The following is a 23,921-nucleotide window of genomic DNA, read 5'->3' on the forward strand; positions in this document are numbered from 1 at the left end:
CCGCCCCGTTTGGCGGGCTGCACATCCCAGGAGACCCGCATGACGACGACCGCTTCCCAGTGCCCCTTCGCACCCCACGCGATGACCATGGCCGCCGGCGGCCGCGGCAACCGCGACTGGTGGCCGAATCAGCTCAACCTCGACATCCTCAGCCAGCACTCGGAGAAGACCAACCCGCTGGGCGCCGAGTTCGACTACGCCCGGGCCTTCGCCACGCTCGACCTCGACGCCGTGGTGGCCGACTTGAAGGCGCTGATGACCGACAGCCAGGACTGGTGGCCCGCCGACTGGGGCCACTATGGCGGCCTGATGATCCGCCTGAGCTGGCACGCCGCCGGCACCTACCGCATCGCCGACGGCCGCGGCGGCGCCGGCACCGGCGCGCAGCGCTTCGCGCCGCTGAACAGCTGGCCCGACAACGGCAACCTCGACAAGGCACGCCGCCTGCTGTGGCCCGTGAAGCAGAAATACGGCCAGAAGCTGAGCTGGGCCGACCTGCTGGTGCTGGCCGGCAACGTGGCGCTGGAGAGCATGGGGTTCAAGACCTTGGGCTTTGCCGGCGGCCGCCCTGACATCTGGGAGCCCGAGAAAGACATCAACTGGGGCCTGGAGGCCGAGTGGCTGGCCACCTCCGACAAGCCGAACAGCCGCTACACGGGCGACCGCGAGCTGCAGGGGCCCTTCGGCGCCGTGCAGATGGGCCTCATCTACGTCAACCCGCAGGGGCCCGACGGCCAGCCCGACCCTGTGGCCAGCGGCCGCGACGTGCGCGAGACCTTCGCCCGCATGGCGATGAACGACGAAGAGACCGTGGCGCTGGTGGCCGGCGGCCACACCTTCGGCAAGGCGCATGGCGCCGCCCCCGAAAGCCACGTCGGCCGCGAGCCCGAGGGTGCGGCGATCGAGCAGCAGGGTCTGGGCTGGAAGAACAGCTTCCGCACCGGCAAGGGCGCCGACACCATCACCAGCGGCATCGAAGGCGCCTGGAAGCCCAACCCCACGCGCTGGGACAACGGCTACTTCGACATGCTCTTCGGCTACGAGTGGGAGCTCGCCAAGAGCCCGGCCGGCGCCTGGCAGTGGCACCCCAGGAACTGCCGGCCCGAGCACCTGATACCCGACGCGCACGACCCGACGACGAAGCGCCCGCCCATGATGACCACGGCCGACCTCTCGCTGCGCTTCGACCCCGCCTACGAGAAGATCAGCCGCCGCTTCCACGCCGACCCGGCGGCCTTTGCCGACACCTTCGGGCGCGCCTGGTTCAAGCTCACGCACCGCGACATGGGGCCGAAGAGCCGTTACCTCGGCAAGCTCGTTCCGAAGGAAGACCTGATCTGGCAGGACCCGCTGCCGCCGGTCGACCACGCGCTCGTCACCGCCCACGACGTGGCGCAGCTCAAGGCGCAGGTGCTGGCCTCGGGGCTGTCGATCGGGCCGCTGGTGCGCACGGCCTGGGCCTCGGCGAGCAGCTTCCGGGGCTCTGACAAGCGCGGCGGCGCCAATGGCGCGCGCATCCGCCTGGCGCCGATGAAGGACTGGGACGCCAACAACCCGGCCGAGCTGGCCCACGTGCTGACCGTGCTGGAGGGCATCCGGAAGACCTTCAACGCCGGGGCCACCGGCGGCAGGCGGGTCTCGCTGGCCGATCTGATCGTGCTGGCGGGCAGTGCCGCCGTGGAAGCGGCGGCGCGCAAGGCCGGCGTCGAGGTGGCCGTGGCGTTTGCGCCCGGCCGAACCGACGCCACCCCGGAGCAGACCGATGTCGAGAGCTTCGCGGTGCTGGAGCCGCGGGCCGACGGCTTCCGCAACTTCGCCAAGCCCGGGCTGGTGGCCCACGCGGCCGAGCTGCTGCTCGACAAGGCGCAGCTGCTCACGCTGACGGCGCCGGAGATGACGGTGCTGGTGGGCGGCCTGCGCGTGCTGGGCGGCAACGCTGGCGGCAGCCGGCACGGCGTGTTCACGGCACGCGAGGAGACGCTGACCAACGACTTCTTCGTCCACCTGCTCGACATGGGCACCGCGTGGACGCCCAGCGCCCAGGCCGGCGTGCTCGAAGGCCGCGACCGCGAGACGGGCGCGCCGCGCTGGACGGCGACCAGCGCCGACCTGGCCTTCGGCTCGAACTCGGTGCTGCGCGCGCTGGCCGAGGTGTACGCGCAGAGCGACGCGCAGGAGAAGTTCGTGCGCGACTTTGCGGCGGCCTGGAGCAAGGTGATGAACCTCGACCGCTACGACCTGCGGCGCCCTTGAAGGGGCCTAGCCCTTGAAGGGGCCTACAGCCAGGTCCACAACTGGCGCAGCCAGCCGGGGGCCTGAAAGCGGGACGGGCGGTAGTGCTGCCGCAGGCTGCGGCGGGGGGTGGTTGCGGGCATGGCGGGCTCCTGATGCGGGTACTGTATGCCCATACAGTCCTGGGCGCAAGGCTTGGAGCGTGGGCGGCATCCCGGCCGCCCGCGCGCTCAAGTCAGGAGATCGTCCGCGTCGTCCAGCAGACCGGCCAGCAAGGCACCGCTGGCCAGGTCGCCCGTCACGAGCAGGGCCTCGCGCGCGCCGAAGCCGGGGCGTGCCGATGCGGGGGCGGCTGCGCCCGCCGCGGCGGGCTGAGGCGCCAGCGGGCTGTCGGTGCGGTCGACGGCGCCGCTGCGTTGCGCGGCCAGCCAGCGCGCCAGCAGCAGCTCCACGGCGTCGGCCCGCGACGACGCCAGCAGCCGCGCGGCGCGGCGCAGCTCGGGATCGTCGGCGGGCGCGGGCGCCCTCAACAGGGCACGCACTTGCGCCCACAGCCGGTCGGCGTCCAGGCGGTCCATGGTGCTTTCAGGCGTGCGCGTCGGCGCCGGGGGCCGGGCTCGCCTCGCCCTCGGGCGTGGCGTCGGCGCACGGCATCAGCAGCGGCGCCGCCATCTTGTCGCCATCCCACTGCTGGCCGCACCAGCAGCGCCCTTCGGCATCGATGATGCAGGTGCCGCTGCCGCAGCAGCGAGGGTCGTCGTTCATGGTGAGCTCCCGGTGAACTGCCCCGGATTCTGGCCACGGCCGATGCCCTTGTCGCTGCAGGGGGACGGGCGGCTGGGGGCGTGGGGCCGGTCGCCGTGGCGCCCGCCGCTGCCGTGGCGGCCCAAGGCGCTTGCTGGCTTTCAGCGGGCCGCCCTAGGAGCGTGGGCGGCAGAAATCCAGCCCCGCGCCGGGGCGGCCAAAGCCACTGGCGTAGGCGCGTCGCGCAGCGCGGGCTCTACGCCCGCGCCAGCGGCGCAACACCCGCCAGCGGCTTTGGCCGCCCCGGCCCTTCGGGTTGGGCCGATTTCGGGGCCCTTGCGGCGTTGCCACGCTGGCCCGGGCGTATAGCCCGGGCTGCGCGCGGCGCCTGGCCTGGGCCCCGAAGTCGGCCCAACGCGGGGCAGGATTTCTGCCGCCCACGCTCCTAGGCTAGGCTGTCGGCGGCGCAGGCGGCCTCGCACTCGCCAGCCGGAACACCATGTCACCCACGAAGCGCTTGAAGTCGTCGTTCTCGACGAACTGTTTGTAGAACTGCGTGTAGTCCTTGATCGAGCCCTGCGCCGCCTTGGCCAGCGCCTGGTCGTGCGCCAGCCGGGCCGTGTGCGGCGTGTTCTGCAGGGCGTTCTGGAACGCCGCGTCCGCCGCCACCTTGGGCGCGATGTCGTCGCGGATGTGCCGCAGGATGCGATCCGCGTCGCTGAACGTGGTGCCGAACTGCTCGTTGAATCGCTTCAGGATCACGCTCAGCGGGTCCAGTTCGGGCTCGGCCTTCTTGCCGCCGCCTTCGATGGGCAACGGCTCGATCTCGGCTTCCTGGTCGGCCAGCATCAACGATGCCACCGCGCGCTTCTCCACACGGTAGCTGTCCATGTCGATGCTCTCCAGGATCCCCTTGGCCAGATCCTCGTCCTTGGGCGCCGGCAGCTTGGGCGTCAGCAGGTCCAGGAAGATGGCCAGGCGTTCCCAGTCGGCCTTGTTGTAGGGCAGCACCGACGAGAGGAAGGCATACGAGCGGCAGAAGGCCTTGGCCTTGCCCTTGAAGTCCACTTGCCCGTCTTCGTCCAGCCGCTCCAGGTACACGGCCACGCAGGCGTCGAGCACCGGGTCGATGTGGTCGCGCTCGGCGCCGGCCAGGAAGTCGGCCACCAGCTGCTGCAGCTGTTCGGGCGTGTAAACCTGCACGGCATCGAGGTCGCGCTTCAGGTCGTTGAGCTTGTTCGGGTCGGCCTCGTCGGCCAGCAGCGTGGCGCGGTAGTAGTCCTGAAAGGCCAGCAGCACCGCTTCCTGGTTGTCCTGGAAGTCCAGCACGAAGCAGTCGCGCTTTTGCGGATGCGCGCGGTTCAGGCGCGACAGCGTCTGCACCGCCTTGATGCCCGCCAGCGCCTTGTCCACGTACATGGTGTGCAGCAGCGGCTCGTCGTAGCCGGTCTGGAACTTGTCGGCGCAGATCAGGAAGCGGTACGGGTCGTCCTGGATGCGGTCGGCGATGTCCCTGCTCGGAAAGCCGTTGAGCGTGGCCTCGCTGACTTTGCGCCCGTCGAACTCGGGCTCCCCCGAAAACGCCACGATGGCCCGGTGCGGGCTCTTGCGTTCGGCCAGATACGCCTGGAAGGCGTGGAAGTACTGGATCGCCCGCTCGATGCTGCCGGTGACCACCATCGCCCGCGCCTGGCCGCCGATCTTGCCCGGCGCCAGCACCTGCTCGTGGAAGTGGTCCACCATGATCTCGGCCTTCAGCCGGATGGCGTGGTCATGGCTTTCCACGTAGTGCCGCAGCTTCTTCTTCGCGCGCTTGCTGTCGAATTCCGGGTCGTCCTCGGTCTTCTTCACCAGCTTGTAGTAGCTCTCCACCGGCGTGTAGTGCTTCAGCACGTCGAGGATGAAGCCCTCCTGCACCGCCTGCTTCATGGTGTAGCTGTGGAAGGGCCGGTGACCCACCTTGCCTTCGGCGTCGGGCGGCAGCGCCTCGCCGAACATCTGCAGCGTCTTGTTCTTGGGCGTGGCGGTGAAGGCGAAGTAGCTGGCGTGGGCCATGAGCTTTCGGCTGGCCATGCGCGCTTCCAGCGCGGCGTTCACCAGGTCTTCCGGGTCGGCGCCGTCGTCGTGCTCGGCCGGGGCGTCTGCGGCTGACAGCGCCTGGCTCATCGCCGCCGAGGTCTTGCCGCCCTGGCTGGAGTGCGCCTCGTCGATGACGATGGCAAAGCGCTTGCCCGGTTCGGTGCCGATCTCGTCCAGGATGAACGGGAACTTCTGCACCGTGCTGACGATGATCTTGCGCCCCTGCTCGATGAAGCGCCGCAGGTCGCCCGAACGCGTGGCATGGCCTACCGTGGCACCCACCTGCATGAACTGCTTGATGGTGGCCTGGATCTGGTCGTCGAGGATGCGCCGGTCCGTCACGACGATGACGGAATCGAACACGTCGTGCCCGTCGCGCTGCACGCCGATCAACTGGTGCGACAACCAGGCGATGGAATTGCTCTTGCCGCTGCCGGCCGAGTGCTGGATGAGGTAGCGCCGCCCGGCGCCGTGGGCCTGCACGTCGGCCAGCGCGCGGCGCACCACCTGCAGCTGGTGCCAGCGCGGCCAGACTTGACGGCGCTTCTTGCGGCCGGTACGCGGGTCTTTCTCTTCGACGATCTGTGCGTAGTGCTCCAGGATGTCGGTCAGCCCGGCGGGCGTGAGCACGGCCTTCCACAGGTAGTCGGTCTTCAGGCCATGTGGGTTGGGCGGGTTGCCGGCGCCGTCGTTCCACCCTTGGTTGAAGGGCAAAAACCACGAGGCCTTGCCCAGCAGGTGCGTGCACATGCGCACCTCGGCGTCGTCCACCGCGAAGTGCACGGCGCAGCGGCCGAACTCGAACAGGCGTTCGCGCGGGTCGCGGTCGCGCTTGTACTGCTCGATGGCGTCGGCGACCGTCTGCTTGGTGAGGCTGTTCTTCAGCTCGAAGGTGGCCAGCGGCAGGCCGTTGATGAAGAGAACCAGGTCCAGCGCGCGGCGCGTTTCGTCGCTGCTGTAGGCCAGCTGGCGCGTGACGGAAAAGCGGTTGGCCGCATGCAGCGCTGCCGCCTTGGCGTTGCCGATTGATGCCGTGCCGTAGAACAGCGTGAAGTGCAGCGGGCCGTGGTCTAGACCAAAGCGCAGCACGTCGATGACACCGCGCTTGCCCACCTCGGCCGACAGGCGCGACAGGAACTTCAGGCGCTGGATGTCGTTGCTGCTGCCGCCGCCGGGCGCGAAGCCCAGCTTGGCGAACTCGGCCGGTTGGGTGGCGTGCAGGAAGGTGAAGAGTTGCGACGCGTCCAGCGCATGGGCGCGGTCGTAGCTCTTGGGGCTGCCGGCATACCAGCCGGTGCCGGCGGGCTGCGGGGCGGGTTCACCAGCGAGGTTCGGCGCCACGTCCAGACCATCGCTGCCGGTCATGTGGCGGACGATCAGGGTTTCGAGGGCTTTCTCGCTGGTGTCGGTGGTCATGACGGCGACGTCCTGTGCGGGATTGTCTTTGCTAGGAGCTTTGCTAAGTCATGCTTCACCGCACCGGCGAGCAAAGGCGTAAAGCATTGATTTGTATGGGATTTCGTCGGACTTGCCGGTGCGGCGCCTGGCTGAACCCTGCTGGATCAGCCCGGGGCGGATTGCGGTTGAGCAATCACCCAACGAGGTTCGGCCCGGCTGCCTTGGTTGGCAATGTGGCCCGCCCGGCGCAATTCCTGCAGCAGGTTGTGCACCTTGCGGCGCTTCTGCTCGGCCGTCATGCGGTCGGGCAGCTTGGACAGCAGTAGTTCGTCGACCTCCCGCCGCCCGACCGGGCCGTGTTCCTGGACGAGTGCCAGGATCAAGTCCACGTAGTAGCGCTTGTTGAATCCGCGTTCGCGGATGTGCCGGGCCGCGTCGCCCGTGGCCTTGGCCACCGCGGCTGCAACCATGGTGTTCGGGTAGCGCCCCTCCACCAGCCCTGCCTGCCGCAATCGCTGGTGCTCGGCATGCGTGATGCGCTGGCGCTTTTGCACACAGTCGAGCAGGATCACCTGGCCCAAGCTCAGCCCCGGCTGTTCCATCAGCAGCCGCGTGTAGCGTTCATCCAGGATACGACCCGAGACGCTCACGGTCACCTCACCCGGCGCGCCCAGCTCGTAGTCGGGCAGAGGAAAGGAACGACGGCGCTGGGTCTCGAACATGCGCTTGATGCCGCCGCCCTGGGTGTCAATCATGTTCAGTTCCACCATCGCGTCGGCCAGGAAGGGATTGCGGTACAGCAGTTGCGGCGCGTCCTGCTCGATCACGGTCTGCACCGTGCCGGGCAGGAAGCTTCCGGCGTTGGAGACGCGCACCCGATCCGGGAACTCCACCACCGTGATGCGCGCCTGCCGCCGGTAGTCCTGGTGCGCGATGCTGTTGTGCAGCGCCTCGCGCAGCACCCAGGGGTCGTACTGCGTCATCTCCTGCGGAAACAGCGTGCCGCTGGGCAGCGCCCGCACCATCAGGTTGCGCAGCCGTTTCAGCAGCCGGTCCCCGGCCAACAGCAGCGGTGGGCCGATGTGCTCGTAGTCCAGTTCGTGGTTGTCGGCACCCTTCAGGATCCACGACAGCTTGGCGACGGCCGGGGCGAGCAAGGTTGCGGCTTCCGGCCGGCCCAGCAGCAGCACGGCGGCATGCGTGACCGCACCCTGGCGCAGCACGCGGGCCTTGTTCAGGAAGGTCTGATCGTCCCACTGCGCCAGTGCGGCGGCCTGCAACGGGTGCTTGACGAGGAACTGCTCGCGCGCTTTCGCGATGGCCTCGGGCTCCAGGTCGGCCAGCGTGGCACCGCGGCACGCTTGGGCCGACCAGTCGTCGCCGCGGCTCCAAAGCGCACGCTCCTTCTCCGGGTGGCGATGCAACTCGGTCTTGCTGGTGCCGGCGCGGCACCATGCCTTGCCGGCAAAGGCCACCGGCCGGTCGCGCGCGGGTGCAACGGACAGCAGCACCACGCGCCCGTCCGGGTGCGACACCATCTGCACCGCGATGCCCGGGTTGGGTTGCAGCAGAGCGCCCAGCCAGGGCAGCAGATCCTGGTTACCCTTGGCCTTGGTGGCATAGGCGTCAAAGTCGGTGCCCAGCACGGCGTGCGTGGCGTTGTCGATGCCGAAGACCAGATGGCCCTGCGGCTGCTGGCACAGCGCGGCCTCGTTGGCCAGCGCGGACAGGTACTCACCGATCTCCTGCGGATCGGCATGGTTGCGCTTGAACTCCAGCCACTCGGTTTCAGTGGGCAGGCCGCGCAAGCGGTCAACGAGGGCGATGAGGTCAGACGCGTTCACGGGCTGCGTAGGCGACAAAGGCGGGCATGGAGCGGCGCCACGTCCAGACCATCGCGGCCGGTCATGTGGCGGACGATCAGGGTTTCGAGGGCTTTCTCGCTGGTGTCGGTGGTCATGGCAGCGCGTCCTCCTCGTGAGCGTGTTCCGCTTCAGCGCCAAGGTCTGCAGAGATGTCGAGCGCGTACGACGACGCATCGTCGGGCAGCGTGATGGAGGCTTCGCGCACATCCAACTGTCCAGTCACCACGTCAGCGACAAGTCGGTTGCGGTACTCCCGAAGCATCTCTATGTCGTGGTTGAGTCGACGCAGGCGGCTGTCGAGCCCAGTGGTTTTCTCCTTGACGAAGTTCGCAATCCTCTGCTGCTCGCCCAATGGAGGAACTGGTAAACCCATCGATCCGATGCGTTCGACGTTGAGATTGCCCTGCGTATTGACCGGAGCGTCGCGAAGCAGTTCAGCCTTCATGCAAACGAAGACCAAGTAGAGGTAGTCACGATCGACGACTCGTTCCGTTGGAAAGAATCCGACGATCGAATCGGGGAAGCAGCTGTCAAACCCAAGTACTGCCACGTCGCCAATGTTGGCCGCGATCGTCATTGCCAGCGTGCCGCGGGGGAAGAGCTTGCTGACGGCGAGCCCTCTCTCGTTGAGCGTCTGCGTGTAGCTCGTAATGAACTTGGACGCCTGCGCTACGGCGCCAGTCTGGATGAATGGATAGGCGCCGTTGTAGAGGGACGGGTCGTTGCGTGGTCTGTGTGAGAACTTGCCGCGCGCGATTCTGGCGATTTGCTTGACGCGCCGTACATCCCAGTTAACCGGGATGTCGCCAACCCAATGGATTCCTGTGGACTTGTGCTGACCCGCCCCGCTTACTCCCTTTGTTACCGCCCGAAGAATGATCGCCTGCTTCTGTTCGTTGAGCAGCGCGATCACCTTGCGCTTGGCCCTGATCGCCCGCTCCAGTCGGCCGTTCGCCCAGTCCAGGAAGCGCGCGATGGCTTCTTGCTCTTCAGCGGGTGGCAACGGCAAGTAGCTGCGGCTCAAACGCTCATAGTCGATGTTCTGGCCTTCGCGTATGCCCGTCACGTTCAAGCCAAGGCTGCTGATGAACGGCGCCGACTTCAATAGCCAAGCAAAGTACCGGGGCCGCCCATCTGGTACCGGTTGAAGGACCGTGTAGGCAGGGCTGATGATGCCGCGGGCGTGACTGATTTCAATGCCACCCTGGAAAGACCGGAGGCTGATGACGAAGTCACCCTTTTCGACCAGCTTGAGCAGGTGGAAGTCCTTGCTGGCAGTGACGGTTCGTACGCCGTAGTCAGTCTTCGCTACGACGCCCTGCGATTGCGTGGCGGCCAGTAGGGGTTCGTTGGGGAACCCCTTCTGAACGCGCTCTCTGAACAGAAACTTCATCCGGCGCTGTGCCCAGTGCGAGGGCAGCAAGGGCCACCAAGGTTGGCCCGAGTCCGAGTAAGCCTCATACGGCTTCAGGGCATCAATCATGGCTAGCTCGCTTCTTGGAGCTCGCGCGGCCTGTTCGTTGTTTCACATCGGCCGGCGCGCTCAAGGCCCAGAACTCCTGCAACTTGGCTGCCAGCAGCCGCTTGTCGGGCAGCTGCGTCACATACTGCGCCACCGCCGCCGGGCTGAGCGTGCGGCTCAGCGCGTACTCCACCACCTCGTCGTCCTTGCTGGCGCACAGCAGCAAGCCGATGGCCGGGTTCTCGTGCGGCTTCTTCACGTCGCGGTCCAGCGCCTCCAGGTAGAAGTTCAGTTGCCCCAGGTGCGCGGGCTCGAAGCGGTCCACCTTCAGCTCGATGGCCACCAGGCAGTTCAGGCCGCGGTGGAAGAACAGCAGGTCCAGCGCGAAGTCGCGGCCACCCACCTGCAGCGGGAATTCGCTGCCCACGAAGCAGAAGTCGCGGCCCAGCTCCACCAGAAAGCGGCGCAGCTGCTCCAGCAGGCCGCGGTGCAGGTCGGCCTCGCTGTGGCTGCCGGGCAGGTTCAGGAACTCGACGGCATACGCGTCCTTGAACACGGCCTCGGCTGCGGCGCCGTGCACTTGTGTCAGCGCTACTGACACTTTTGCCGGCGCCAGCACCGCCTGCTCGAAGGCGCCCAGGCGCAGCTGGCGTTCCAGCTCACGCTTGCTCCAGCGCTCGCGCACCGCCAAGGCCAGGTAGAACGCCCGCTCCTCGGCGCTGTGGGTCTGCGTCAGGACGATGAGGTTGTGGGTCCAAGGCAGTTGTGTCACCAGTGGTGTCACTATTTCCTGCCCCTGGTAGGTTTCGTAAAACTGGCGCATCCGGAACAGGTTGCGCCGCGTGAAGCCACGCTGCCCCGGCAGCACCCGGGCCAGGTGCTGCGCCAGGCTGTCCACCACGCCCTCGCCCCACTCGGCCGCCGCCAGCTTGGCGCTGATGTGGGCGCCGATCTGCCAGTACAGGCCCACCAGTTCGGTGTTGACGGCCTGGTAGGCGCGCTGCCGTGCCTGCTGGATGAGGCCGACGACTTCTGCGAAATCGGCCTCCAGCGGCACCTTGGGCACGGCCTCCGGCGCGGCCTTGCGCGAAGCCTGGGGCGCCGCCTTCCGGACCACGGGTGCAGCCGCTGCCTTGCGCGCGCTCATGTGGCGGTGCCTTGCACGAGCAGGCCGTCGAGCAGGCCTTCGGCCTCGCGCTCGATGGCCAGGATGTCGGCGCTGATCTCGGCGAGTGTGCGCAGCGGCTTGGGGCGGTAGAAATGCCGCGTGAAGCTGATCTCGTAGCCCACTTTGGTGGCGTCGGCCTTCACCCAGGCGTCGCGCGTGTAGGGCAGCACCTCGCGGCGGATGAAGGCGTCGACGCCGCCTTCTTCCAGCAGCGGCACCTGCTCGGTGTCGCGCAACTCGGGGTCCGGCTCGTACTCCACGAGGGCGGGCTTGCCGTTCACTGGGGCCTCGAACAGGCCGTGCAGCGGGTCGGCCTTGGTCTTGCCCGGCTTGTGAACCTTGGCGATGACCGGGGCGGCCGAGTCCACGCGCCAGCTCACGGCCTTCAGGATGAGCCTCAGCTCGGGCGCGGGCAGCCGCAGGCCGGCCTGCTGCAGGGCGGCGTCCACGCGCTCGCGGAACAGGTTGTGGTCTTCGAACACGGTTTCGCCCAATTGCTCGCGCAACTGCAAGGCCGCCTCCACCAAACGCGCGTCGCGGGCCCAGGTGGTGGGATCGGCCAGCTTCTTGCGCTTCTTCTCGGGCAGGCCCTTGCGCGGGGTGGCGTCGTCATCGTCGCCGTCGTCATCGTCGGCGCCCCACTCAGCCAGGCGCTGCTCCAGCTTGTGGCCGACGAAGGCATGCGGGTTGGTGAGCGCGTCGCCGAACTCGTCGTACAGCGCGGCGCGGATGTCCTCGTCGCCCGAGGCGAAGCGCAGCGTCTCGATGGCCTGCAGGCGCAGCTGGCTGTGCAGGCGCAGCGGGCGCTCCACCGTCACCTTCCAGTAGCCGAAGGCCTCGTTCGGGAAGATCTTGGACTCCGGCGTCTCGGCAAAGTCGGCAAAGGTGCGGAGGATGCGGTCGGTGTCCTCGGCCGAGAGCTCGCAGTTCTTCTTGCCCAGGTTCTTGCGCAGCGACTTGAACCACTGCGTGGCGTCGATCAGCTGCACGCGGCCCTGGCGGTGCGCCGGCTTGCGGTTGCTCAGCACCCACACGTAGGTGGCGATGCCGGTGTTGTAGAACAGGTTCAGCGGCAACGCGACGACGGCCTCGAGCCAGTCGTTCTCGATGATCCAGCGGCGGATGTTGCTCTCGCCCTGGCCGGCGTCGCCGGTGAACAGCGACGAACCGTTGTGCACCTCGGCGATGCGGCTGCCCAAGGCGCTCTTGCCGTTCATCTTGCTGGCCATGTTGGCCAGGAACAGCATCTGCCCGTCGCTGGAGCGGGTCACGAGCGACAGCTCCTCGCCGCGGTTCATGACCTTGAAGCGCGGGTCGCGCATGCCGTCCTTGCCGCCCAGCGCTTCGAGGTCCTTCTTCCAGCTCTTGCCGTAGGGCGGGTTGGCGAGCATGAAGTCGAAGCTCTGCGCCGGGAAGGCATCGTGCGCCAGCGTGGACCACTCGGCACCGCCCACGATGTGCTCGGCGGACTCGCCCTCGCCCTTGAGCAGCATGTCGGACTTGCAGACGGCATAGGTCTCGGGGTTGATCTCCTGGCCGTACAGCAGCGCCTTCACGGGCTGGCCGCGGGCTTCAGCGATCTGCGTCAGCGTTTCCTCGGCCACCGTGAGCATGCCGCCAGTGCCGCAGGCGCAGTCGTAGAGCAGGTAGGTGCCGGCCTTGATGCGGTCTTCGATGGGCTCGAACACCAGGCGCGCCATCAGGCGCACGGCGTCGCGGGGTGTCCAGTGCTCGCCGGCTTCTTCGTTGTTCTCTTCGTTGAAGCGCCGCACCAGCTCTTCGAACACCGTGCCCATGGCGTGGTTGTCGATGCCGGCGGGCGAGAGGTCGATGTCGCGGTCAAGGAACTTGGCGATCAGGGTGCCCAGCGAATCGGACTTCGAGAGCGTGGGCAGCTGGTTGCGGAACTTGAAGTTGTCCAGGATGCCCTGTACGTTGTCGGAGAAGCCGTTGAGGTAGTCCTCGAAGTCGGCCAGCAGTTGCTGCTGGCTGCCGCGCGATTTCAGGTCGCGCAGCGTGAACTTCGAGGTGTTGTAGAACGCCTGGCCGGCGGCGTCGCACAGGGCCGCACGCTGCTCGGTGATCTGGGCATCGTCCAACAAGCGCTTGGTGTCCAGCACCTGCGCCTTGGTGGGCTCCAGCACGGCGTCGAGCCGGCGGATGACGCACATGGGCAGGATGACATCGGGGTACTTGCCGCGCTTGAAGAGGTCACGCAGCACGTCGTCGGCGATGCCCCAGATGAAGCTGACGATGCGGTTGTGGGTAGCCTGGTCCATGTGCCGATTGTTGCGTCTCCAGTGAACGCGGCCAACGACAAGGGGCGCCGAAGCGCCCCCGTGTAGGCAAGGTTTGGTCGGCTCAGTCCGCCTGCTTGCGCAGGAACGCCGGAATCTCGATCTCGTCCATCCCGTTGCTGGCCAGCGCGTCCACCTTGGCCGCCGCGTGCGTGCGGTTGGTGCGCCACACGCTGGGGGTGTTCAGGCCCTCGTAGCCTTGCGCGGCCTGCACGCCGCCCAGGCCCGACGCCCCGGCGCTCAGCGTGGTTGCAGCCGGCGTGGCAGCGCTCAACGGGGCGTTCACCGCCGGCAGGTTGTCGGTGCCGGTGCGCGGCAGGGCCTGCGGCGGGTGGTGCGGAGCCTGCTGCGGCGACTGCACCAGCGTCATCGGCGGCGGCGTCTGCACGCCGCGCGCCTTGGCGCTGGACAAGCCCGTGGCGATCACCGTCACGCGCAGCTGGTCGCCCAGGCTCTCGTCGTAGGCGGTGCCGAAGATCACGTGCGCGTCATCCGCCGCGTAACGCTTGATGGCGTTCATCGCGTTGCGGCTCTCGGCCAGCTTGAAGGTGGCCTTGCTCGCCGCGATCAGCACCAGCACGCCGCGTGCACCGCTCAGATCGATGCCCTCCAGCAGCGGGCAGGCCACGGCCGCCTCGGCCGCCTTGGTGGCGCGGTCCGGGCCGCCGGCCACGGCCGTGCCCATCATGGCCTTGCCGGGCTCGCTCATCACCGTCTTCACGTCCTCGAAGTCCACGTTCACGAGGCCGGGGATGTGGATGATGTCGCTGATGCCGCCCACCGCGTTCTTCAGCACGTCGTTGGCGTGCGCGAAGGCCTGCTCCTGCGTCACGTCTTCGCCCATCACCTGGAGCAGCTTCTCGTTGAGCACGACGATGAGGCTGTCGACGTTGGCCTCGAGCTCGGCCACGCCATCGTCGGCCTGCATGCAGCGGCGCTTGCCTTCAAAGTCGAAGGGCTTGGTGACCACGCCCACGGTGAGGATGCCCATCTCCTTGGCCACGCGCGCGATCACCGGCGCCGCGCCGGTGCCGGTGCCGCCGCCCATGCCGGCGGTGATGAACAGCATGTGCGCGCCGCTGATGGCGTCCTTGATGCGGTCGGTGGCCTCTTCGGCCGAGACCCGCCCCATCTCGGGCTTGCTGCCCGCGCCCAGGCCCGTCTTGCCCAGCTGCACCAGCATGCCGGCGTTGCTGCGCTGCAGGGCCTGCGCGTCGGTGTTGGCGCAGATGAACTCCACGCCCTGCACGCCCTGGGAAATCATGTGCTCGACGGCGTTCCCGCCGCCGCCGCCGACGCCGATGACCTTGATCTGGGTGCCTTGTTCGAACTCGTCGATCATTTCGATGGGCATGGGAGCCTCCTGGTGAAAGTAGCAGTTGCCGGGTTGTGGAACGGAATGCGGGCTTCTTGGGGTGACCTGGCGCCTTCAAGCCACCGCCGTTCGGGCTGAGCCTGGTCTTCCGATCGCCCTGAGCCTGTCGAAGGGAGCCCTGGCAGGCACTTCGACAAGCTCAGTGCGAACGGAGGTGGTGTCGCACGCGCGATCAACATCGAGCCCTCTTTTCAGAAATTGCCGAGAAACCAGTCCTTGGCGCGGCCGACCAGGTTTTTCACCGAGCCGGCTTGTGCCGCCGCCTTGTGCCCGCGCGTGCGCGCCACGCGGGCTTCTTCGAGCAGCCCCATCACGGTGGCGCTGCGCGGGCTGGCCACCATGTCGGCCAGCGTGCCGCCGTACAGCGGCAAACCCTTGCGCACAGGCTTCAGGAAGATGTCTTCGCCCAGCTCCACCATGCCCGGCATCACCGCGCTGCCGCCGGTGATGACGATGCCGCTGGACAACAGCTCCTCGTAGCCGCTTTCGCGGATGACCTGGTGCACGAGGCTGAAGATCTCCTCCACGCGCGGCTCGATCACGCCGGCCAGCGCCTGCTTGTTGAGCATGCGCGGCGCGCGGTCGCCCAGGCCGGGCACCTCGACCATCGCCGACGGGTCGGCCAGCAGCTGCTTGGCCACGCCGTGCTCGAGCTTGATCTCTTCGGCATCCTTGGTGGGCGTGCGCAGCGCCATCGCGATGTCGCTGGTGATGAGGTCGCCGGCAATCGGGATGACGGCGGTGTGGCGCACGCTGCCGTCGGTGTAGATCTGCACGTCGGTGGTGCCGGCGCCGATGTCGACCACGGCCACACCGAGCTGCCTCTCGTCGTCGGTCAGCACGGCGCTGGCGCTGGCGCTGGGGTTGAGCACGAGGCGCTCGACCTCCAGCCCGCAGCGGCGCACGCACTTGAGGATGTTCTCGGCGGCGCTGCCGGCCCCGGTGACGATGTGCACCTTGACCTCCAGGCGCGAGCCGCTCATGCCGATGGGCTCCTTGACCTCGTGCCCGTCGATGACGAACTCCTGCGGCTCCACCAGCAGCAGCCGCTGGTCGTTGGGGATGTTGATGGCCTTGGCCGTCTCGACCACGCGCGCCACGTCGGTGGGCGTGACCTCGCGGTTGTCCCGCACGATCACCATGCCGGTGCTGTTGAGGCCGCGGATGTGGCTGCCGGTGATGCCGGTGTAGACGCTCGTGATCTTGCAGGCGGCCATCATCTCGGCCTCTTTGAGCGCCTGCTGGATGCTGGCCACGGTGGCGTCGATGTTGACGACGACGCCGCGCTTGAGGCCATGCGTGGGTGCCACGCCCAGGCCGGCCAGGCGCAGCTCGCCGTCGACCACTTCGGCGGCCACCACCATCACCTTGGCGGTGCCGATGTCCAGACCGAACACCATGTCCTTGTAGTCCTTGGCCATGCGTGTGTTCCTCGTGTTGTCAGTTCGTCGCGCCGGCCGGTGTGGCGGCGGCGCTGGGGGTGGTGGTCACGCCGCGCAGCCGCATGGCGTAGCCGTTGGCGTGGCGCAGGTCGGCGTGCAGCATGGGGGCGCGCCACTTGGCGTTGGCTGCGGCGAAGGTGCGCGCGAAGCGTTCGGTGCGCGCCACCACCTCGTCTTCGCTGCCGCGGCCGAGCTCCATGGTCGCGCCGCTGTCGAAGCCGGCGCGCCACGAGCCGCGGCCCGACAGGTGCAGCGCGCTCAGCCGCAGGTCCAGCGGCTCGAGCAGGGGCTGCAGCCGCTGCAGCAGGGCCAGCACCTCGGCGGCGCGGTCTTCCGGGCCGCCGAGCACGGGCAGGGCCTCGTCCTCGACGTCGCCGACGTTGGCATCGAACACCTCGCCGTGGCTGTTGACCAGGCGGCCGGTGTCGGCGGCGGACAGCAGCTCCTCGCCCGCCCACAGCGCCACCGCACGGTGCTCTTCGAGCCGCACCGCCAGCCGGTCGGGCCACACCCGGCGCACCACGGCGCGGCGCACCCAGGGCACGCCCTCGAAGGCGGCTCGGCTCTGCTGCAGGTCGACGCTGAAGAAATTGCCGGCCAGCCGCGGCGCGGCGTTGGCGCGGATGGTGGGCAGGCTGTTGCGTGCCAGGTCGCCGTCGAGCTGGATGGCGCGGATCGGGAACCAAGGGCTGCGCATCAGCCAGGCCCAGGCGGCCAGGCCGGCGCCGGCCGCGGCCAGCACGAACACCGCGCTGGCCACGGCGTTCATCAGGCGCACGTCGGCCGGCAGCGGCGCGGCGGCGCGCGCGGGGGCAGCGGGCTGTGCGGGGCGGCGGAGCGTGGTCATGGCGGGGCGTCGTGTGCAGGCTTCAGTCGCGCGCGCTGTCCAGCGTGGCCTGGGCCAGCAGCAGCAGGCACAGGCGCTCGTAGGAGATGCCGGCCTGGCGGGCGGACATCGGCACCAGCGAATGGCTGGTCATGCCGGGGCTGGTGTTCATCTCGAGCAGGAAGATCTTGCGGTCGTTGTTCGTCGGATCCGTGCGCAGCATCAGGTCAGCCCGGCCCCAGCCGCGGCAGCCCAGGGCGCGGTAGGCGGCCAGCGTCAGGCGCTGCACCTCGGCCTCTTCTTCCGGCGGCAGGCCGCTCGGGCAGTGGTAGCCGGTGTCGTCGGAGAAGTACTTGTGCTCGTAGTCGTAGTTGCCACCCGGTGCGGCGATCCGCACCACCGGCAGCGCGCGCGCCGACTCGCCCGCGCCCAGCACCGGGCAGGTGAGCTCGATGCCGCGCACAAACTCCTCGCAGAGCACGTCGGGGTCGTACTGCGCGGCCAGCTTCACGGCCTCCTGCATCTGCGAATAGCCCTCGACCTTGCTGATGCCGATGGAGCTGCCCTCGCGCGGCGGCTTCACGATCAGCGGCAGGCCCAAAGCGTCGGGCACGGTGATCACGTGCTCGCGCGCCAGGCGGCCCGGCTGCAGCAGCACCCAGCGCGGGGTCGGCAGGCCCTCGGCCAGCCAGACGCGCTTGGTCATGGTCTTGTCCATGGCGATGGCGCTGGCCATCACGCCGCTGCCGGTGTAGGGCAGGCGCAGCAGCTCGAGCGCGCCCTGCAGCGAGCCGTCTTCGCCGCCGCGGCCGTGCAGGGCGATGAACACGCGGGCAAAGCCCCCGTCCTTCAGCGCCTGCAGCGGCCGCTCGGCAGGGTCGAAGGCGTGCGCGTCCACGCCCTGGCTGTGCAGCGCGGCGAGCACGCCGGAGCCGCTCATGAGGCTCACCTCGCGCTCGGCGCTGGTGCCGCCCATGAGGACGGCCACCTTGCCCATCGCCGCGGGTTCGATGGCCGTATCGATGTCGAAGGCTGCGCTCATGCAGCACCTCCCGGCGACACGGTGTCCGACAGCGCCTGCAGCATCTTCGGCAGCGTGCCGATGGAGCCGGCGCCCATGCCCAGCAGCACGTCGCCGTCCTGCAGCGCGGCGTGCAGCGCGGCGGGCAGCTCCGCGAGCTGCGGCACGAAGTGCGCGCCGGGCACGTCAGCAGCCAGGCTGGCGCCATCGGCGCCGGCTATGGGGGCTTCGCCGGCCGGGTAGACCTCGGTCAGCCACACCGCGTCGGCCCCTCGCAGCACGGCGGCAAAGCCGGCAAAGCAGTCGCGGGTGCGTGTGTAACGGTGCGGCTGGAAGGCCAACACCAGGCGCCGGCCCGGGTAGGCCCCGCGCGCGGCGGCGATGACGGCAGCCAGCTCGGCGGGATGGTGGCCGTAGTCGTCGACCAGCAGGTAGCGGCCACCGCCGGCCGCGCGCAGCGGGCCGGCCTTGGCGAAGCGGCGGCCCACGCCAGCAAAGGCCGCGAAGGCACGCGCCGCGGCAGCGTCGGGCAGGTTCAGCGTGCGCGCCACCGCCAGCGCCGCGAGCGCATTGCGCACGTTGTGCTCGCCAGCCAGGTTGAGCGTCACGGCCAGGTCATCGAAGCCGGCCTGGCGCGCGACGAAACGCATGCGGCCGCCTTCGAGCGAGGCCACGTCCACGGCGCGCAGGTCCGCGCCCTCGCCCAGACCGTAGGTGGTGACGTAGCGCTCCAGGCGCGGCAGCACCGCCTGCACACCGGGGTCGTCGGCGCAGACCATGACACGGCCGTAGAAGGGCAGGCGCGCCACGAACTGCACGAAGGCCTCGTGCAGCCGCGCCAGCTCGTGGCCGTAGGTCTCCATGTGGTCGGCGTCGATGTTGGTCACCACCGCCAGCACCGGGCTCAGCGCCAGGAAGCTGGCGTCGCTCTCGTCGGCCTCGGCCACGAGCAGATCGCCCGCGCCGAGCCGTGCGCCCTGCCCCCGCTGCCCGCCCAGGCCCTGGAGCTCGCCGCCGATGACGAAGCTGGGGTCGGTGCCGGCCTCGGTCAGCACGCTGGCCACCAGCGAGGTGGTGGTCGTCTTGCCATGCGTGCCGGCGATGGCGATGCCCTGCTTGTGGCGCATCAGCTCGGCCAACAGCGCGGCACGCGCGACGATGGGGATGCGCGCCGCGCGCGCTGCCACCACCTCGGGATTGCCGGGCTTCACCGCCGTGCTGGTGACGAGGGCCTGCGCGCCGGCCACGTGCGCGGCATCGTGGCCGATGTGCACGCGCACGCCCAGCCGCGCCAGGCGCTCGGTGCTGGCACTGGCCTGCAGGTCGGAGCCGCTGACGGTGTAGCCCAGGCCGGCCATGATCTCGGCCAGCGGGCTCATGCCCGAGCCGCCCACGCCGACGAAGTGGATGTGGTGCACGGCGTGGTTCATGCGGCAGCCTCCGCACGCAGGGGCCGCTTCGTCGGCACCGGCCCGGTCGCGACGAAGTGGATGGGGTGCACGGCGTGGTTCATGCCTGGGCCTTCTTCACCAGCGCCTCGATCTCGTCGGCCACGCGCGCCGCCGCATGCGGGCGGGCCTGGGCGCGGGCCTTGGTGGCCATTGCCTGCAGCGTGTCGCGGTCGAGCTTGTCCAGCTCGGCGGCCAGCCGCCCGGCCGTGAGCTCCGCCTGCGGCAGGTGCACGGCGCCGCCCTGCGCGGCCAGCCACTGTGCGTTGTCGCGCTGGTGCGCGGTGGTGCTCACCACCAGGGGCACCAGGATGGCCGGCACGCCCGCGGCGCAGAGTTCGCTCACCGTGATGGCGCCGGCCCGGCAGACCATCAGGTCGCAGGCGGCCAGCTGCGCGGGCATGTCGTCGATGAAGGCGCGCACGTCGGCGGCGATGCCGTGGCCGGCGTAGGCGGCGCTCACGGCGGCCTGGTCGGCAGCCCCGGTCTGGTGCAGCACCTGCGGCCGGGCCTGCGCGGGCAGCTTGGCGATCGCCTCGGGCAGCGTGCGGTTGAGCACCTGCGCGCCCAGGCTGCCGCCCACCACCAGCAGCTTCAGCGGCCCGCTGCGGCCGGCCAGGCGCTCGGCGGGCGCGGGGATGGCCTCGATCTCGGCACGCACCGGGTTGCCGGTGACGACGCCGATCTTCGTGCCGCGCGCGGCCTCACCGTCGAAGCCGAAGGCCACGCGGTCGGCCACGGGCAGGAGGCCCCGGCTGGACAGCAGCAGCGCGGCGTCGGCGTTCACCAGCAACAGCGGCTGGCCGAGCCAGCTCGCCATCAGGCCGCCCGGAAAGCACACGTAGCCGCCCATGCCGAGCACCGCGTCGGCGGCGCGGCGCTTCAGGATCGCGCGGCAGTCCCACAGGGCCTTGAGCAGCCGCAGGCCGCCGGTGGCGGTGTGCAGCAGGCCCTTGCCGCGCAGGCCGCTGAAGGTGATGGTGTCCAACTCAAGGCCGCTTGGCGGCACGAGCTTGTTCTCCATGCCGTGCGAGGTGCCCAGCCACGACACCGTCCAGCCGCGGCGCTGCATCTCGCGCGCCACCGCCAGCCCCGGCATGATGTGCCCGCCGGTGCCGGCGGCCATGACCACGAGGTGAGCCATCAGGCGTGGCCTCCTTGGCGGGCACCGTTCGCGCTGAGCTCGTTGAGGCGCAGCTCCGCGCCTCCGTTCGCGCTGAGCTTGTCGAAGCGCGGGCCCACACCTCCGTTCGCGCTGAGCTTGTCGAAGCGCGGGCCCACACCTCCGTTCGCGCTGAGCCTGTCGAAGCGCAGGCCCACACCTCCGTTCGCGCTGAGCTTGTCGAAGCGCGGGCCCACACCTCCGTTCGAGCTGAGCTTGTCGAAGCGCAGGCCCACACCTCCGTTCGCGCTGAGCTTGTCGAAGCGCGGGCCCACACCTCCGTTCGCGCTGAGCTTGTCGAAGCGCCGTGTGCGCACCGTGGGCTTCGACAAGCTCAGCCCGAACGGAGAAGCAGGCTTCGACAAGCTCAGCCCGAACGGGGTAGTCAAGGCCGGCTTCGACAAGCTCAGCCCGAACGGAGAAGCAGGCTTGGACAAGCTCAGCCCGAACGGGGTCGTCAAGGCAGGCTTGGACAAGCTCAGCCCGAACGGAGGGGTGTGCAGGCGCAGCGGCGCGATCCACCGGCCACTCATGCGCGGCCTCCGCGCATGAGGGCCCGATTCTCGATGTCCACCCGCAGCACCATCGCCAGCGCCACCGCGTTCATGAGGATCGCGCTGCCGCCGTAGCTCATCAGCGGCAGCGTCAGGCCCTTGGTGGGCAGCACGCCGAGGTTCACGCCCATGTTGATGAAGGCCTGGAAGCCGATCCAGATGCCGATGCCCTGACACAGGAGCCCGGCGAACACGCGGTCCAGCGCGATGGCCTGGCGGCCGATGCCGACGATGCGCCGCGTGAGCCAGAAGAACGCGCCGATGACCACGGCCACGCCGACGAAGCCCAGCTCCTCGCCGATGACGGCGAGCAGGAAGTCGGTGTGCGCCTCGGGCAGGTAATGCAGCTTCTCGACGCTGGCGCCCAGGCCCTGGCCGAAGATCTCGCCCCGGCCCAGGGCGATGAGCGAGTGCGTGAGCTGGTAACCCTTGCCCTGTGCGTACTTCGGGTTCCAGGGGTCCAGGTAGGCCAGGATGCGCTCGCGCCGCAGGTCGTCGAAGGCCAGGAACAGGCCCAGCACGATCAGCATCACCAGCGCAATGAGGAAGAACATGCGCGCGTTCACCCCGCCCAGGAACAGGATGCCCATCGCGATGGTGGCGATGACGATGAAGGCGCCCATGTCGGGTTGGCGCAGCAGCAGCGCGCCCACGAAGGCCACCGCCACCGCCATGGGGGTGACGGCGCGCCAGAAGTTCTCGCGCACGTCCATCCGCCGCACCATGTAGCTGGCGGCATACAGCGCGATCGCCAGCTTGGCCAGTTCGCTGGGCTGGAAGTTCATGAAGCCCAGCGGGATCCAGCGCCGCGCGTTGTTCACCACCTTGCCGATGAAGGGCAGCAGCACCGCCACCAGAAGCACCAACGCGACGAGGAACACCCACGACGCGTTCTTCTCCCAGAACGACATCGGCAGCTGCACCGTCAGCAGCGCGGCCACAAACGCCACGCCGATGGCGATGAGGTGCTTCTGCAGGAAAAAGCCCTGCGTGATGCCCGCAAAGCGCGGGTTGTCGGCCAACGCGATGCTGGCCGAATACACCATCACCAGGCCGAAGGCGACGAGCGCAGCCACCACCGTGACGAGTTGGGTGTCGAAGGCGCTCAGGCGCACGGCGCGTGTGCCGGCCACGTCGACCTGCGCGCGCACCGGCAGCGGGCCGGCCGTGCCCGCGCCGCCGCGGGCAAGAAGCCGCAGCCGCAGCTGCGTCCACAACTGCGACATCCGGCCCTGCAGCGTGGCAGCGGCACTCATGCGATGGCCCCGCGCTCAGCCGCCAGCGCCTGCACCGCGGCGCCGAAGACCTCGGCGCGGTGGGCGTAGTTGCGGAACATGTCCAGGCTGGCGCAGGCCGGGCTCAGCAGCACGGCGTCGCCCGGCTGCGCCTGCGCAAAGCACCAGGGCACCGCCTGCTCCAGCGAGCCGAAGCGCTGCAGGGGCAGGCCGCTGGCCTGGCCGTGGATCACGGCCTCGATGGCCGCCGCGTCGCGGCCGATGGTGGCCACGGCGCGCGCGTGGCGCTGCAGCGGGCCGGCCAAAGGTGCGAAGTCCTGGCCCTTGCCGTCGCCGCCGAGGATGACGACCAGGCGCGCCGGCGCGAGGTCGGCGCCCAGGCCTTGGAGCGCGGCCACGGTGGCGCCGACGTTGGTGCCCTTGCTGTCGTCGTAGGCGTCGGCCTCGCCCCCGTCCACCGGCACCCGCGCCACGAACTGCACCCGGTGCGGCTCGCCCGCGTACTCGCGCAGCCCATGCAACATGGGCGCCAGCGGGCAGCCGATGGCGGTGGCCAGCGCCAGCGCCGCCAGCGCGTTGGCGGCATTGTGGCGGCCGCGCACGCGCAGCGCGTCGGCCGGCATCAGGCGCTGCAGGTGGATCTCGGGCTCCTCGCCCTTCTTGAGCTTCACGCCCTCTTCCTGCGGCAGCGCGCGCACCAGCCAGGCCATGCCGTTTTCGACGATGAGGCCGAAGTCGCCCGGCGCACGCGGGGCATCGAGGCCGAAGCGCACCGCCGCTCGCTCGGGCGTCTTGGGCTTGCCCTTCTGCGGGCCCTTCTCGTGCAGCTCCGGGCGTGGCAGCAGGGCCTCAACGGCCGTGTCGTCGCGGTTGATCACGCAAGTGGCCCGCGTGCCGAAGATGCGCGCCTTCGCTCCGGCGTAGGCGGCCATCGTGCCGTGCCAGTCGAGGTGGTCCTGCGTGAGGTTGAGGATGACGGCCGCATCGGGCTCGAAGCCCCACGCAGCCCGTGACACGCCGCTGCCACCGCCCTCCAACTGGAAGCTGGAGAGCTCGAGCACCCAGACCTCGGGCAGCGGGGTCTCGGGGTCGGCCTCGTGCGCCTGCAGCCGCTCGGCGAGCGTGTCCATCAGCGCCGGGCCGATGTTGCCGGCCATGGCCACGGCCTTGCCGGCGCGCGCCACCAGCAGCGCCGTCATGGCGGTGGTGGTGGTCTTGCCGTTGGTGCCGGTGATGGCCAGCACGCGCGGCGCATAGCCGCGTGCGGCCTTCAGGTCGGCCAGCGCGCGGGCGTAGAGGTCGAGCTCGCCCATCACCGCGATGCCGGTGGCGCGGGCCTCGGCCAGCAGCGGCGCGATGCGCTCGTCGGCCGGGGCCAGGCCCGGGCTCTTGAGCACCAGCTGGCAGCCCTCCAGCAATGTGGTGTCGAGCGCACCGTGGCGCAGTGCCACGCCGGGATGCTCGTGCGCCAGCGCCTCGGCACCCGGCGGGTGCTCGCGCGAGTCCCACACCGTCACGGCCGCGCCGTGCCGCGCGCACCAGCGCGCCATGGCCAGGCCGCTGGTGCCCAGGCCGAGCACCAGGACGGAGGTGTGGTTCAGCCAGTCCATCGT

The 23,921-nt window shown here is 69.4% G+C and carries 18 protein-coding genes; 2 read left to right on the forward strand and 16 right to left on the reverse strand.

Translation table 11 applies throughout. The features are described 5' to 3' along the window. Nucleotides 1–39: 39 nt before the first annotated feature. Complete coding sequence (gene katG / locus KA711_01720; GenBank protein MCM0607704.1) at nt 40–2,253, forward strand: catalase/peroxidase HPI; 2,214 nt, start codon at nt 40–42, stop codon at nt 2,251–2,253. Nucleotides 2,254–2,462: 209 nt separating this feature from the next. Here katG and KA711_01725 read toward each other — a convergent pair whose 3' ends face one another. The 14 genes from KA711_01725 to KA711_01790 all read right to left on the reverse strand — a co-directional run bounded on the left by KA711_01725 (nt 2,463) and on the right by KA711_01790 (nt 20,836). Then, nucleotides 2,463–2,810 carry a hypothetical protein gene (locus tag KA711_01725; protein ID MCM0607705.1) on the reverse strand — a complete coding sequence of 116 codons (348 nt, stop codon included), beginning with the start codon at nt 2,808–2,810 and terminating at the stop codon, nt 2,463–2,465. A 7-nt stretch (nt 2,811–2,817) separates the two neighbouring features. After that, the gene (locus KA711_01730; protein MCM0607706.1) at nt 2,818–2,997 is read right to left on the reverse strand and encodes a hypothetical protein; all 180 of its coding nucleotides are present in this window, start codon (nt 2,995–2,997) and stop codon (nt 2,818–2,820) included. Between the two features lie 429 nt (nt 2,998–3,426). Then, entirely contained in the window at nt 3,427–6,471 is a 3,045-nt protein-coding gene (locus tag KA711_01735; protein ID MCM0607707.1) for a type I restriction endonuclease subunit R, read from the reverse strand. A gap of 146 nt (nt 6,472–6,617) precedes the next feature. Then, nucleotides 6,618–8,297: a putative DNA binding domain-containing protein gene (locus KA711_01740; protein MCM0607708.1), complete on the reverse strand. Its 1,680-nt coding sequence runs from the start codon at nt 8,295–8,297 to the stop codon at nt 6,618–6,620. 112 nt (nt 8,298–8,409) lie between these two features. Continuing rightward, complete coding sequence (locus tag KA711_01745; GenBank protein MCM0607709.1) at nt 8,410–9,801, reverse strand: restriction endonuclease subunit S; 1,392 nt, start codon at nt 9,799–9,801, stop codon at nt 8,410–8,412. After that, nucleotides 9,794–10,927, reverse strand: a complete 1,134-nt coding sequence (locus KA711_01750; protein ID MCM0607710.1) for a DUF1016 family protein — start codon at nt 10,925–10,927, stop codon at nt 9,794–9,796. Before KA711_01750 ends, KA711_01745 begins: the two co-directional genes overlap by 8 nt. Then, on the reverse strand, nt 10,924–13,227 hold the full coding sequence (locus tag KA711_01755) for an SAM-dependent DNA methyltransferase (GenBank protein ID MCM0607711.1): 2,304 nt from the start codon (nt 13,225–13,227) through the stop codon (nt 10,924–10,926). Before KA711_01755 ends, KA711_01750 begins: the two co-directional genes overlap by 4 nt. Nucleotides 13,228–13,309: 82 nt before the next feature. Beyond that, nucleotides 13,310–14,599, reverse strand: a complete 1,290-nt coding sequence (ftsZ, locus tag KA711_01760) for a cell division protein FtsZ (protein MCM0607712.1) — start codon at nt 14,597–14,599, stop codon at nt 13,310–13,312. A 212-nt stretch (nt 14,600–14,811) separates the two neighbouring features. Next, the gene (gene ftsA, locus KA711_01765) at nt 14,812–16,041 is read right to left on the reverse strand and encodes a cell division protein FtsA (GenBank protein MCM0607713.1); all 1,230 of its coding nucleotides are present in this window, start codon (nt 16,039–16,041) and stop codon (nt 14,812–14,814) included. A 19-nt stretch (nt 16,042–16,060) separates the two neighbouring features. After that, nucleotides 16,061–16,909, reverse strand: coding sequence for a cell division protein FtsQ/DivIB (locus tag KA711_01770; protein MCM0607714.1), 849 nt, complete (start codon nt 16,907–16,909; stop codon nt 16,061–16,063). 22 nt (nt 16,910–16,931) lie between these two features. Further along, nucleotides 16,932–17,885, reverse strand: coding sequence for a D-alanine--D-alanine ligase (locus tag KA711_01775; protein MCM0607715.1), 954 nt, complete (start codon nt 17,883–17,885; stop codon nt 16,932–16,934). A 41-nt stretch (nt 17,886–17,926) separates the two neighbouring features. Beyond that, entirely contained in the window at nt 17,927–19,339 is a 1,413-nt protein-coding gene (locus KA711_01780) for a UDP-N-acetylmuramate--L-alanine ligase (protein ID MCM0607716.1), read from the reverse strand. Between the two features lie 79 nt (nt 19,340–19,418). After that, nucleotides 19,419–20,501, reverse strand: a complete 1,083-nt coding sequence (gene murG, locus KA711_01785; protein MCM0607717.1) for an undecaprenyldiphospho-muramoylpentapeptide beta-N-acetylglucosaminyltransferase — start codon at nt 20,499–20,501, stop codon at nt 19,419–19,421. Continuing rightward, nucleotides 20,501–20,836 (reverse strand): hypothetical protein, encoded by a 336-nt coding sequence (locus tag KA711_01790; GenBank protein MCM0607718.1) that lies wholly within the window; start codon nt 20,834–20,836, stop codon nt 20,501–20,503. The genes murG and KA711_01790 overlap by 1 nt, the downstream gene beginning before the upstream one ends. A gap of 1 nt (nt 20,837) precedes the next feature. Here KA711_01790 and KA711_01795 point away from each other — a divergent pair, with 1 nt between their 5' ends. Beyond that, the gene (locus KA711_01795; protein MCM0607719.1) at nt 20,838–21,071 is read left to right on the forward strand and encodes a hypothetical protein; all 234 of its coding nucleotides are present in this window, start codon (nt 20,838–20,840) and stop codon (nt 21,069–21,071) included. Here KA711_01795 and ftsW read toward each other — a convergent pair. Continuing rightward, entirely contained in the window at nt 21,049–22,329 is a 1,281-nt protein-coding gene (gene ftsW, locus KA711_01800; protein ID MCM0607720.1) for a putative lipid II flippase FtsW, read from the reverse strand. The two genes, KA711_01795 and ftsW, sit on opposite strands and share 23 nt — an antisense overlap. Then, the gene (locus KA711_01805) at nt 22,326–23,918 is read right to left on the reverse strand and encodes a UDP-N-acetylmuramoyl-L-alanine--D-glutamate ligase (protein ID MCM0607721.1); all 1,593 of its coding nucleotides are present in this window, start codon (nt 23,916–23,918) and stop codon (nt 22,326–22,328) included. The genes ftsW and KA711_01805 overlap by 4 nt, the downstream gene beginning before the upstream one ends. Nucleotides 23,919–23,921: the final 3 nt, after the last annotated feature.

The sequence above is a fragment of the Ideonella sp. WA131b genome (assembly GCA_023657425.1).
Classification (GTDB): Bacteria; Pseudomonadota; Gammaproteobacteria; order Burkholderiales; family Burkholderiaceae_C; genus Rubrivivax.

Coding starts and splice junctions, on each gene's coding strand:
- KA711_01730 (MCM0607706.1), bottom strand. CDS start 2,997: ATGAACGACGACCCTCGCTGCTGCGGCAGCGGCACCTGCATCATCGAT.
- KA711_01780 (MCM0607716.1), bottom strand. CDS start 19,339: ATGAACCACGCCGTGCACCACATCCACTTCGTCGGCGTGGGCGGCTCG.
- murG (MCM0607717.1), bottom strand. CDS start 20,501: ATGGCTCACCTCGTGGTCATGGCCGCCGGCACCGGCGGGCACATCATG.
- KA711_01745 (MCM0607709.1), bottom strand. CDS start 9,801: ATGATTGATGCCCTGAAGCCGTATGAGGCTTACTCGGACTCGGGCCAA.
- KA711_01805 (MCM0607721.1), bottom strand. CDS start 23,918: ATGGACTGGCTGAACCACACCTCCGTCCTGGTGCTCGGCCTGGGCACC.
- KA711_01725 (MCM0607705.1), bottom strand. CDS start 2,810: ATGGACCGCCTGGACGCCGACCGGCTGTGGGCGCAAGTGCGTGCCCTG.
- katG (MCM0607704.1), top strand. CDS start 40: ATGACGACGACCGCTTCCCAGTGCCCCTTCGCACCCCACGCGATGACC.
- KA711_01750 (MCM0607710.1), bottom strand. CDS start 10,927: ATGAGCGCGCGCAAGGCAGCGGCTGCACCCGTGGTCCGGAAGGCGGCG.
- ftsZ (MCM0607712.1), bottom strand. CDS start 14,599: ATGCCCATCGAAATGATCGACGAGTTCGAACAAGGCACCCAGATCAAG.
- KA711_01770 (MCM0607714.1), bottom strand. CDS start 16,909: ATGACCACGCTCCGCCGCCCCGCACAGCCCGCTGCCCCCGCGCGCGCC.
- ftsA (MCM0607713.1), bottom strand. CDS start 16,041: ATGGCCAAGGACTACAAGGACATGGTGTTCGGTCTGGACATCGGCACC.
- ftsW (MCM0607720.1), bottom strand. CDS start 22,329: ATGAGTGCCGCTGCCACGCTGCAGGGCCGGATGTCGCAGTTGTGGACG.
- KA711_01755 (MCM0607711.1), bottom strand. CDS start 13,227: ATGGACCAGGCTACCCACAACCGCATCGTCAGCTTCATCTGGGGCATC.
- KA711_01735 (MCM0607707.1), bottom strand. CDS start 6,471: ATGACCACCGACACCAGCGAGAAAGCCCTCGAAACCCTGATCGTCCGC.
- KA711_01775 (MCM0607715.1), bottom strand. CDS start 17,885: ATGGGCAAGGTGGCCGTCCTCATGGGCGGCACCAGCGCCGAGCGCGAG.